7 protein-coding genes are annotated in these 12,631 nt (G+C 43.8%); 3 read left to right on the forward strand and 4 right to left on the reverse strand.

Annotated features, from left to right (window positions below):
* Window positions 1-210: 210 nt before the first annotated feature.
* Window positions 211-981, forward strand: coding sequence for a hypothetical protein (locus ACO6VG_RS12060; RefSeq protein ID WP_422137185.1), 771 nt, complete (start codon window positions 211-213; stop codon window positions 979-981).
* On the opposite strand, the gene ACO6VG_RS12065 is transcribed toward ACO6VG_RS12060, so the two are convergent.
* Window positions 931-2,862, reverse strand: coding sequence for an F-box/WD repeat-containing protein (locus ACO6VG_RS12065; protein ID WP_422474099.1), 1,932 nt, complete (start codon window positions 2,860-2,862; stop codon window positions 931-933). The two genes, ACO6VG_RS12060 and ACO6VG_RS12065, sit on opposite strands and share 51 nt — an antisense overlap.
* Window positions 2,863-3,869: 1,007 nt before the next feature.
* On the opposite strand from ACO6VG_RS12065, the gene ACO6VG_RS12070 reads away from it, so the two are divergent.
* Both ACO6VG_RS12070 and ACO6VG_RS12075 read left to right on the forward strand, forming a co-directional pair.
* On the forward strand, window positions 3,870-4,679 hold the full coding sequence (locus ACO6VG_RS12070) for a type II CAAX prenyl endopeptidase Rce1 family protein (RefSeq protein WP_422474101.1): 810 nt from the start codon (window positions 3,870-3,872) through the stop codon (window positions 4,677-4,679).
* Between the two features lie 133 nt (window positions 4,680-4,812).
* Entirely contained in the window at window positions 4,813-6,447 is a 1,635-nt protein-coding gene (locus ACO6VG_RS12075; protein WP_422474103.1) for an IS1634 family transposase, read from the forward strand.
* Here the strand turns inward: ACO6VG_RS12075 and ACO6VG_RS12080 are convergent.
* The 3 genes from ACO6VG_RS12080 to ACO6VG_RS12090 all read right to left on the reverse strand — a co-directional run bounded on the left by ACO6VG_RS12080 (window position 6,404) and on the right by ACO6VG_RS12090 (window position 12,519).
* On the reverse strand, window positions 6,404-8,434 hold the full coding sequence (locus ACO6VG_RS12080; RefSeq protein WP_422442210.1) for an F-box/WD repeat-containing protein: 2,031 nt from the start codon (window positions 8,432-8,434) through the stop codon (window positions 6,404-6,406). The genes ACO6VG_RS12075 and ACO6VG_RS12080 overlap by 44 nt on opposite strands.
* A gap of 165 nt (window positions 8,435-8,599) precedes the next feature.
* On the reverse strand, window positions 8,600-10,384 hold the full coding sequence (locus ACO6VG_RS12085) for an F-box/WD repeat-containing protein (RefSeq protein WP_422474105.1): 1,785 nt from the start codon (window positions 10,382-10,384) through the stop codon (window positions 8,600-8,602).
* Between the two features lie 158 nt (window positions 10,385-10,542).
* Window positions 10,543-12,519, reverse strand: a complete 1,977-nt coding sequence (locus ACO6VG_RS12090) for a WD40 repeat domain-containing protein (protein ID WP_422474107.1) — start codon at window positions 12,517-12,519, stop codon at window positions 10,543-10,545.
* Between the last annotated feature and the right edge of the window lie 112 nt (window positions 12,520-12,631).

A 12,631-nucleotide genomic window follows, 5' to 3' on the forward strand; every position in this document is an offset into this window, starting at 1 on the left:
CGACAGGCTGCTAGGAGCCTGACCGAGAATAGACTGCCCTACTGCGGCGGCAGCAAATTGGTCTGAAAATCCGCTTTTGTTCGTCAAATAGCTCGCTATTCTCCTCACAAAACCGAATTTTCATCCTCAATTTTCTGCCGTCCTCGCTACGGGCGCTATTCTCGGTCAGGCTCCTAGGTGAGAACGAAGCTAACTAAAGAGATATTAAAAATGGATAATGTAGATAACAATTCCGGCATTGTTGCTTTATTTTCACCAAAGCCTGAGAAGGAATCATCAGAGGCTGTCTGCTTCGGAAGAACTACAACGGCATCTGGAAAAATTGATTCTTCATCGAGGCGTGCCGTCAACGGAGGTGATCCTGATCACTCAAGTCAGAGGTTGGGAGCGGTTGCCAGCACCAGCAAATCACTTGAACAGAGAATAGTGTCTAGCCAGGAGAGCACCGAAATAGACGCAGCAAACAAAAAAGCCCGGGAAACTGTGAAAAAAATCATAAATTACTTAGATAATTTGAAACAAGAATATCTAATTAATAAAGATAGGTGTAGGAGAAATACAGCTACTGCTCAGGATATCCAAGTACTTGAGAATGTCATCCAATTACTTGGATATCTTGAACCTCGCAATATTTCAAAAAGTCAAAAAATTAATGATGGGACGTGCCGTTCTCAACTATTTAATTCTTATTATCATGTTAGTTATGAGGGTGAGGTGCTATTTTCTGTTACCAATACTCTTAAAGATAATCGAGATGATGGCTTTTCTGGTGCAAGTTGGTCTCTGGCTACTGGAACCACACCCTTATTTGATGAACTCTATTATGCTCCTGGTGCCCCCGGTTATCAATCTGCAAAAACTGAATTTAAGGCATTACAGACCAAATCGTTACTTAATGACCCAATGCTCTCAGTTATTGAGAATCATGAATCAAAAGAGGCGACATTTAGTGTGAAACAGAGAGTATTCATTGACTCTTGAGTTGCCCGCGCTATGGATGAACAACAAACGGTCATCGGCGTTGAGGGTGGCTGATAGGATAATACCAGGATCGGAAATGCTGGCTTTTTCTTCCCATGATCCATCGCTGTTATGACCATAAATGTTCACTGTTCCATCGTAACCGACAGTGACCATATAGCGGCCATCGGCACTAAAGGCTGCTAATTTGATACCCCTATCATGGGAGATGATGGCTTTTTCTCTCCATGATCCATCGATCTCCAGGCCATGGATTTTCACCGTTAAATCTTCGCTGCAGGTGATGACATGACGGCAATCGGGGCTGAATGCGGCATAGTAGACACTTTCGCTATGGGAAATGATGGCCTTTTCTTCCCATGATCCATCGTCCTTCTTGCCATAGATTTTCGCTTTGTTATCCAAACTGGCGATCACCAGATGGCGGTTATCGGCGCTGAATTTGGGTAAGAAGCCGCTTTTTATATGGGAAATGGTGGCTTTTTCTTGCCATGGTCCGTCTTTATTCTGGCCAGAGATTATCGCCTTGCTATCTTTACTGGAGGTTATTAAACAGCGACTATCGGGGCTGAATGTGACTGTCTTGACCTTTGCATTGTGGGAAATGATGGCTGTTTCTTCCCATGATCCATCGGCATCCAGTCTATGGATTTTTGTACTGCCATTTTTTCTGGTGATCACCACATGGCGGCTATCGGAGCTGAAGGTGGCTGAGGCAAAATGGGGAATAATGGCTATTTCCAGCCATGACCCATCGTTCTTCCTGCCATAGATTTTCGCTTTGCTATCCAGGCTGGCGGTTACCACGTAGCGGCTATCGGGGCTGAATCTGGCTGTGTAGAGAATGTCATTATGGGGAATGATGGCTTTTTCTGCCCAAGACCCATCGTCACTCTGGCCGTAGATTTTTGCCCTGTGATCCCAACTGATGGTTACTACATAGCGACTATCTTTGCTGAAAGTGGCAAAATTGACTCTACCATCATGGGAAATAGTGGCTTTTTCTTCCCATGATCGTTCGTCCTTCTTGCCATAGATTTTCGCTTTGCCGTCGTTACTGTAGGTCAACACATGGCAGCTATCGGGGCTGAAGGTGGCTGAACGGACCCAGTATCTGTGGGAAATAGTGGCTTTTTCTTCCCATGATTGTTCGTCCTTCTTGCCATAAATTTTCGCCTTGCCATCCATGCCAGCGGTCACTACATAGCGGCTATTGGCACTGAAGGTGACTGATCTGACTTCCCTGTCATGGGAGATAGTGCCTTTTGCTACCCATGATTCATCGCTCTCCTTGCCATAGATTTTACAGGTTTTGGAGTCACAGGCGGTCACCAGGTGGCGTCCATCGGCGCTGAAGGAAGCTAAGTCCTCTGAAGTGTAGGGGATGGTGGTTTTAGACTCTAATTTAAATGTTTTACATTGACACGTTAGTTTATTAAGAGTGGAAAAGAACAAAGCAGGAAAGTGAATACTTGCCTGGCGATCCATGATTGACTCGATTAATGCCTCATCCTTTGTAAAACGCTGCAACCATTTCTGGAGTTCATCTTTATCTTTTGTAGCGACGATTGTCTTTAGACAAGTCTGGTATGATGAAGCCAACTGGCGATACCACGCTATTGCCATTCCATCATCATTTTTGAGCCTGTTGTTAATGGATGAATTTACCCGTCTTAAATGGGCAATATCACGAGCCTGCAAATAAGTAAAAATTTTGGATTGTATATCATCGGGTAAATCGAGCAATAATGAAAACTCTTTCTTGTCGCGTTCAATGACGTTCTTGCCCATAGCGGTACCACTTGGAGTATCTGACGGTGATTGACCTGGTGCAGATGGGCGTGGAGTCATACTGCAGGAGCTGCTAATTGAGCAATCCATAGTTCGTTTTCCATGGTTGTTATTTATCCCTGGTTGGCAAGGATATTCAAAATTGAGTCTGCAGCTTAGAGTCGGTTTTAGTGGGAAAGTTCAAAATAATCTTTAGCGCGATAGAGAGTTAGAAAGTTCGATTAGTTAGGTACTTATCTTAGGGTAGACATTAAGCCCCACCCACAGCACAAAGACCTAATCTTGTACGCCCTGAACAACCATCTCGTGCAGGGTGTTCACGTTTCGCATTATCTGCCCAGAAGTTGAGCAGCTTCCTTGTAAGTAGTCAGCCATACTGAGGAGTTCAGACCGGTCGAAACACGTCAGCAGTTTTTTTCAACTAGTCTACTATTTGCAGTACTCATCTTGTTCAGCCTTGATAATTTTTTCGAAGCTTTGTTGTGGCTGTTCAAGGTGAGTTCTGCCGCTAGAAATGAATCTTTTTTGAGCTTAATGTCTACCCTAAGAATCCCACCTATCGCTATACGAATCCACATTCTTTGAGTCTTTGGAGCAGTATTGAATACAACCTGGTTCCATGCCCTTTGCATGACATTTTATGCGATACTTAAACAGTTGTCTCAACAGAGAGAAGCGGTAAGCACTTCTATCACCCTGCTGGTATTTTTATTTTGTACTGGTCTCGAATAGTTAGCATTCCTAACACAGTCGTTTCTATTCATAGAACTTTTTGGCAACAGCATAGTCAAATAATAAAAGATCAAATCGATTCTTAAGGAGAACAAAATGCAAACACAAGGCATTCAGAGAAACACCTGGTATCAATGAACTCACTTTTAAAGACAGTAGCGTTATACAAAACCCTGAATGCAATGATATGGAAAAGGGTTACTTTTAAACACGGATAATTTTAAGATAGTTGAACACATTAATCGAACTTCATAAAGCCTGCTTCAGCCAATTACTGACGGCGAGAATTATCGATAGACGAAGTCTCGGAACAGACTGAAATCGTTTAGCAGCTACCATGCTTGTTTTTTTAGGGGGGAAGTACAGTGAAAAAATATACTTTAATAATCGTAATATGTTTTTCATTAGTAACTCAACATGCAAAGTCTGCTCCTCTCATAAAAACAGAGGATCAATTTAACTCTTTGCAAACAGTAATAAACATGACCCTCACAGATTCAGATTCAGTGAATATTGAAGATGAAGAACCTAACAAGAAGATCATTCTTATAAATTCAGATACACCTCTACCAAAAACAGAGGATGAGTTTAACTCTTTGCATACAATCATAAATATGACGCTCACAAATTCAGAATCAGAATTAGAATCAGTGAATATTAAAGATAAAGAATCCTACAGAATAGTCGCTCTTTTAAAGAAGTTTGATTTTAATAATCAACTTTATTATGGTTTATTATCAGGTGTAATACATTTTACACAAGTTCAAATTGTGGCTATTTTCGTTTTACGTCCTCTATCATTAATTCATGACCCATACAATGGAAAAATAACATTCGAAGAGGCTATTACAGGAGCTGCCATTGAAGAGGTGATATTTAATGGCCTCTTGCTCCGTCTAATCAATTACTCTATAGAATTCGCAACTAATAGTAGCAACAGTCATGATGAAAAAATATTTATTTTAAGTAACATTATCAAATCCACATCATTTGGACTTTTACATCTTACCAACCCGAACCCATTAATGGCACAAGCTGTGATATCAACGATAAACTCATACAGAAGAGGACAACTTACTAAAGATTATGGTTTACTAAGCGCTACAGCATCCCATGTTACTTTAAACTTTATTATGTACTTAGTCGTCATTTATAATAGACGACACTCCTCTTAGCAGATAACAGCTATTAAGTACTCAACCATACGAAATCATATTTTCTCACGTTCAATCTGCCTTTCACCACCCCGATTGATATTTGCCTAAAATCTGTTGTCAAAGAAATAAACAGACATTCAGGTGCACCAACATGCCTCAAGCTCAATACCAGTCTAAGAACCTCAACCACCTTGGCTTGGTTGCCGCTATGTGTCGGGAGTTAAAGATAGCCGAATACATTGATGCCCGTATCACAAATGACTCCGATGTTCGTAATGTCACTATTGGACAAGCTGTAGTTGCAATGATCATCAATGGCTTGGGCTTTACGGGGCAAACTCTGTACATGCTCCCTGAGTTTTTTGAGGATAAGCCGATTGACCGCCTTATCGGGGAAGGTATACAGGCTGAACACTTGAACGACAAGGTACTTGGTCGGGCTCTCGACAGTTTGTACGACGCTGGTGTTAGCGACTTGTATCTCAATCTGGCCGTCAAGGTCGTCAATCATCTGAAACTTCCTTGCAAGGCATTAAATCTGGATGGCACCAGCTTTCATGTGGATGGAGTCTATAACAGTCATGACAATCCAGACGACTTAAATTGTATTCATATCTGCCAAGGTTACAGCCGTGACCACCGGCCTGACCTGAATCAGGTAGTCTTGCAGTTAATGACTGAAAATCAGGCGGGCATCCCTGTGTTTATGGCCCCTGCCAGCGGTAATGTAAACGACAAAACCTGTTTTCAGGAAATTATCAAAAATCATCTGTCATGTTTTAAGGCCGCTTTGAATAGCCGCTATCTGGTTGCTGATGCTGCCATGTATGTTGCAGAAACCCTTCAGTTGCTTGATGAGCAAAAGCAGCTGTTTATCTCCCGGGTGCCCCTGAACATCAAGGAGGCAAAGGAGCTGGTCTGCAAAGCGCCAACCATGTCGCTGGTGCCTGTTGAAGGCTATGAAGATTACTACTCAGCTGAAGTGCCTTCCTGGTACGGAGGGGTTCAGCAACGATGGTTCCTGTTTCTCAACAAAAAGCGCGGGCTTAGTGAACGGAAAACATTGACCCGAAAGATGCAAAAGCAGTCACTGAAAGAGGCCCGTGATCTGGAGAAGCTGAGCAAAAAGGCCTTTTTGTGCCGGGACGATGCATTGAAGGCTTTTGCCTTGTGGCAGAAACAATCGAAACTTTGCCAAAGCGAAACAGAGCCAGAGGTTATCCGTAAACCCTGCTATTCGGGCAAAGGAAGACCATCGCCGGATAGCAAGCCTGATCACTTCGAGTACTTTGTGCAGGCTGAATGCTTTGTTTCCTGCGAGAAAAGGGAGCATGCAGAAGCCTCACTGGGTTGTTTTATCCTAAGCACCAATGAACTGGATAAAAATAGTTTGAATGCCTCTGAGCTGCTGTCTACTTATAAGTCGCAACAAAAAGTTGAAGGCGGCTTTCGGTTCCTGAAGAGCCCGGACTTTCTAGTCTCTTCGCTCTATCTGAAGAAAGCGGAACGTATTGAAGCCCTGTTAATGGTGATGACTCTATGCCTGATGGTCTATGCTGCTATCCAGCACAGAATCAGGCAGGAACTGAAAAAGCAAAGTCGTGTATTTCCAGACCAGAAAAAAAAGCCCTGCCAGAACCCAACAGCAAGATGGGTATTTTTCTGTTTCCAGGGGCTTAGTGTATTAACGGTCAATAATCAGGAGGAACATGTGATTGGCTTGAAGGAAAGGCAGTGGACGATCATTCAAATTTTGGGCATTTTTTACGAGTCCATGTATTCCTGATAGGGGTGGTGAAAGGCGGATTCATACTTAGTTCAGTGATGCTCGCCGTGTTCTTGCTATGGATGGCCAACAAATGGTCATCGGCACTGAGGGTGGCTGATCGGATAACATCAGGAAGGGAAATGCTGGCTTTTTCTTCCCATGATCCATGGCTGTTCTGACCAACAATTTTCACTGTCCCAGCGAAACTGACAGTGACTACATGGCGGCCATCGACACTAAAGGTTGCTAATCTAATAAGCTCATCATGGGAGATGATGGCTTTTTCTCCCCATGATCCATCGATCTTCAGGCCATAGATTTTCATCATGAGATCATTACTGCAGGTGATGACATGACGGCTATCGGGGCTGAATTTGGCAAAGTAGACATTTTTGTTATGGGAAATGATGGCTTTTTCTTCCCATGATCCATCGTCCCTCTTACCATAGATTTTCGCTTTGTCATCTAAAGTGGCGGTCACCAGATGGCGGCTATCGGCGCTGAATTTGGCTGAGCACTCCCTTAGGTAACCGGAAATTGATTCAAGAAACTCCCAGGCTGTTGTACCAGTTGAGCAGTGACTCAGGTAATCGGAAATGATGGCTTTTTCTTGCCATGATCCGTTTTTATCCTGGCCAGAGATTATCGCCTTGTTATCGTCACTGGAGGTCATTAAACAGCCACTATCGGGACTGAATTTGACTGACTTGACCTTTCCATTATGGGAAATGATGGCTTCTTCTTCCCATGATCCGTCGGTATCCAGTCTATAGATCCTTGCACTGCCATTATCTCTGGTGATCACCATATGGCGACTATCGGAGCTGAAGGTAACTGAGACAAAATGGGAAACAATGGCCTTTTCCAGCCATGACCCATCGTCTATCTGGCCATAGATTTTCGCTTTCCTGTCCAGGCTGGCGGTCACCACATAGCGGCTATCGGGGCTGAAGGTGGCTGTGCAGACATTGTCATCATGAGGAATGATGGCTTTTTCTGCCCATGACCCATCGTCACTCTGGCCATAGATTTTTGCCATTTCATCCCAACTGGTGGTTACTACATAGCGACCATCTTTGCTGAAGGTGGCAAAACTGACTCTATAGTCATGGGAAATAGTGGCTTTTTCTTCCCATGATCGTTCGTCCTTCTTGCCATAGATTTTCGCTTTGCCGTCGTCACTGTAGGTCAACACATGGCGGCTATCAGGGCTGAAGGTGGCTGATTTGACCCACTGATCATGGGAAATAGTGGCTTTTTCTTCCCATGATTGTTCGTTTTTCTTGCCATAAATTTTCGCCTTGCCATCCATGCCAGCGGTCACTACATAGTGGCTATTGGCACTGAAGGTGACTGATATGACTTCCCTGTCATGGGAGATAGTGCCTTTTGCTACCCATGATTCATCGCTCTCCTTGCCATAGATTTTACAGGTTTTGGAGTCACAGGCGATCACCAGGTGGCGTCCATCGGCGCTGAAGGAAGCTAAGTCCTTTGAAGTGTAGGGGATGGTGGTTTTAGACTCTAATTTAAATGTTTTACATTGACACGTTAGTTTATTAAGAGTGGAAAAGAACAAAGCAGGAAAGTGAATACTTGCCTGGCGATCCATGATTGACTCGATTAATGCCTCATCCTTTGTAAAACGCTGCAACCATTTCTGGAGTTCATCTTTATCTTTTGTAGCGACGATTGTCTTTAGACAAGTCTGGTATGATGAAGCCAACTGGCGATACCACGCTATTGCCATTCCATCATCATTTTTGAGCCTGTTGTTAATGGATGAATTTACCCGTCTTAAATGGGCAATATCACGAGCTTGCAAATAAGTAAAAATTTTGGATTGTATATCATCGGGTAAATCGAGCAATAATGAAAACTCTTTCTTGTCGCGTTCAATGACGTTCTTGCCCATAGCGGTACCACTTGGAGTATCTGATGGTGATTGACCTGGTGCAGATGGGCGTGGAGTAATATTGCAGGAGCTGCTAATTGAGCAATCCATAGTTCGTTTTCCATGGTTGTTATTTATCCCTGGTTGGCAAGGATATTCAAAATTGAGTCTGCAGCTTAGAGTCGGTTTTAGTGGGAAAGTTCACAATAATCTTTAGCGCAACAGGGAGTTAGAAAGTTTGATTGGTATAATGTGGGTCTGGGCCAGTAACAGCAATCATTCATTCATACTTAGTTCAGTGATTCTCGCCTTGCCCGTGTCATGGGTGGTCAACAAACGGTCATCGGCGCTGAGGATGGCTGATTCGATACGACCAGAATGTGAACTGGTGGCTTTTTCTTCCCATGATCCATCGCTGTTCTGACCATAAATGTTCACTGTTCCATCGCGATCGACAGTGACCACATAGCGGCCATCAACACTAAAGGTTGCTAAGCTAATACCTCTATCATGGGAGATGATGGCTTTTTCTTTCCATGATCCATTGATCGTCAGGCCACGGATTTTCACCGTGTTATCTATACCGCAGGTGATGACATGACGGCTATCGGGGCTGAATGTGGCAAAGTAGACACCTATGTTATGGGAAATGATGGCTTTTTCTTCCCATGATCCATCGTCTTTCTTGCCATAGATTTTCGCTTTGCTATCTAAACTGGCGGTCACCAGATGGCGGCTATCGGCGCTGAATTTGGCTGAGAAGACACCCAGGTAATGGGAAAGAGTGGCTTTTTCTTTCCATGATCCGTCTTTATCCTGACCACAGATTATCGCCTTGCCATCGTTACTGGAGGTCATTAAACAGCGACTATCGGGGCTGAATTCGGCTGAGATGATCTCTCCATTGTGGGAAATGATGGTTTTTTCTTGCCATGATCCATCGGCATTCAGTTTATAGATTTTTGCACTGCCATTTTTTCTGGCGATCACCACATGGCGACTATCGGAGCTGAATTTGACTGAGACAAAATGGGAAATAATCGCCTTTTCCAGCCATGAACCATCGTTCTTCCTGCTATAGATTTTCGCTTTGCAATTCATAGTGGCGGTCACTACACAGCGGCTATCGGGGCTGAAGGTGGCTGGGTAGAGAGCTTCATTATGTGGAATGATGGCTTTTTCTGCCCATGACCCATCGTCACTCTGGCCATAGATTTTTACCCTGCAATCGAGACCGGTGGTTACTACATAGCGACCATCTTTGCTGAAAGTGGCAAACTTGACCGAATTATCATGGGAAATAGTGGCTTTTTCTTCCCATGATCGTTCGTCCTTCTTGCCATAGATTTTCGCTTTGCCGTCGTCACTGTAGGTCAACACATGGCGGCTATCTGCACTGAAGGTGGCTGATCTGACAAACCTATCATGGGAAATAGTGCTTTTTGCTACCCATGATTCATCGCTCTGCTTGTCATAGATTTTATAGGTTCTGGAGTCACAGGCGATCACCAGGTGGCGTCCATCCGCGCTGAAGGAAGCTAAGTCCCGTGAACTATTACAGGGGATGGTGGCTTTAGTCTCTAATTTAAATGCTTTACATTGACACATCAGTTTAGTGAGAGTGGAAAAGAACAAAGCAGGGAAGTGAATACTTGCCTGGCGATCCATGATGGACTTGATTAATGCCTCATCTTTTGTAAAACGCTGCAACCATTTCCGGAGTTCATCTTTATCTTTTGTAGTGACGATTCTCTGTAGACGAGTCTGTTGTGATGAAGCCAGCCGACGATACCACGCCCTTGCCATTGCATCATCATTTTCGAGCCTGTTGTTAATGGATGAATTTACCCGTCTTAAATGGGCAATATCACGAGCCTGCAAATAAGTAAAAATTTTGGATTGTATATCATCGGGTAAATCGAGCAATAATGAAAACTCTTTCTTGTCGCGTTCAATGACTTCTCTACCTGCATAGGTACCACTTGGCGGCCCTGTTTGAGATTGATCTGGTTTTGATGAAAGTCGATCATCAATACAGGAATTGTTATTTATGCAATCCATTGTTCGTTTTCCATAGTTATTGTTTATCCCTGGTTGGCAAGGATATTCAAAATTGATTCTGCAGCTTAGAGTCGGTTTTAGTAGAAAAGTTCACAATAATCTTTAGCGCAATAGGGAGTTAGAAAGTTCGATTGGTATGGCTGGGCCAGTAACAGCAATCATTCATTCATACTTAGTTCAGTGATTCTCGCCTTGCCCATGCCATGGATGGTCAACAAATGGTCATCGGCGCTGAGGGTGGCTGATCGGATAATATCAGGATCGGAAATGCTGGCTTTTTCTTCCCATGATCCATCGCTGTTCTGACCAAAAATTTTCACTGTTCCAGCGAAACTGACAGTGACCAAATGGCGGCCATCGACACTAAAGGTTGCTAATGTAATAAAACTATCATGGGAGATGATGGCTTTTACTCTCCATGATCCATCGATCTTCAGGCCATAGATTTTCATCATGAGATCATTACTGCAGGTGATGACATGACGGCTATCGGGGCTGAATTTGGCAAAGTAGACATTTCTGTTATGGGAAATGATGGCTTTTTCTTCCCATGATCCATCGTCCTTCTCGCCATAGATTTTCGCTTTGTGATCTAAATTGGCGGTCACCAGATGGCGGCTATCGGCGCTGAATTTGGCTGAGCACTCTCTTAGGTAACCGGAAATTGATTTAAGAAACTCCCAGGCTGATGTACCCGCTGAGCAGTTACTCAGGTAATCGGAAATGGTGGCTTTTTCTTTCCATGATCCGTTTTTATCCTGGCCAGAGATTATCGCCTTGTCATCGTCACTGGAGGTCATTAAACAGCGACTATCGGGACTGAATTTGACTGACTTGACCTTTCCATTATGGGAAATGATGGCTTCTTCTTCCCATGATCCATCGGCATCCAGTCTATAGATCTTTGCACTGCCATTATCTCTGGTGATCACCACATGGCCACTATCGGAGCTGAAGGTGACTGAGGCAAAATGGGAAACAATGGCCTTTTCCAGCCATGACCCATCGTCTGTCTGGCCATAGATTTTCGCTTTCCTATCCAGACTGGCGGTCACCACATAACGGCTATCGGGGCTGAAGGTGGCTGTGTAGACATTGTCATCATGGGGAATGATGGCTTTTTCTGCCCATGACCCATCGTCACTCTGGCCATAGATTTTTGCCCTTTGATCCAGACTGGTAGTTACTACATGGCGACCATCTTTGCTGAAGGTGGCAAAATTGACCTCATCATCATGAGAAATAGTAGCTTTTTCTTCCCATGATCGTTCGTCCTTCTTGCCATAGATTTTCGCTTTGCCGTCGTTACTGTAGGTCAACACATGGCGGCTATCGGGGCTGAAGGTGGCTGACTTGACCCTCAGATCATGGGAAATAGTGGCTTTTTCTTCCCATGATTGTTCGTCCTTCTTGCCATAAATTTTCGCCTTGCCATCCATACCAGCGGTCACTACATAGCGGCTATTGGCACTGAAGGTGACTGATCTGACCTGCTCATCATGGGAGATAGTGCCTTTTGCTACCCATGATTCATCGCTCTCCTGACCATAGATTTTACAGGTTCTGGAGTCAAAGGCGATCACCAGGTGGCGTCCATCGGCGCTGAAGGAAGCTAAGTCCTTTAAAGTATTACAGGGGATGGTGGCTTTAGTCTCTAATTGAAATGCTTTACATTGACACATCAGTTTAGTGAGAGTGGAAAAGAACAAAGCAGGAAAGTGAATGCTTGCCCGGCGGTCCATGATGGACTTGATTAATGCCTCATCCTTTGTAAAACGCTGCAACCATTTCTGGAGTTCATCTTTATCTTTTGTCGCGACAATTGTCTCTAGACGAGTCTGGTGTGATGAAGCCAACTGGCGATACCACGCCCTTGCCATGGCATCATCATTTTTGAGCCTGTTGTTAATGGATGAATTTGCCCGTGTTAACTGGGCAATATCACGAGCCCGCAAATAAGTAAAAATTTTGGATTGTATATCCTCGTGTAAATCGAGCAATAATGAAAACTCATGCTTGTCACGTTCAATGACGTTCTTGCCCATAGTGGTTCCACTTGGTGTATCTGATGGTGATTGACCCGGTGCAGATGAGCGTGGAGTAATATTGCAGGAGCTGCTATTTGAGCAATCCATAGTTCCTTTTCCATGGTTGTTATTTATCCCTGGTTGGCAAGGATATTCATAATTGATTCTGCAGCTTAGAGTCGGTTTTAGTAAGAAAGTTCACAATAATCTTTAGCGCAAC

Source organism: Endozoicomonas sp. ALB032, assembly GCF_049310125.1.
In the GTDB taxonomy this organism is placed as follows: Bacteria; Pseudomonadota; Gammaproteobacteria; order Pseudomonadales; family Endozoicomonadaceae; genus Endozoicomonas_A.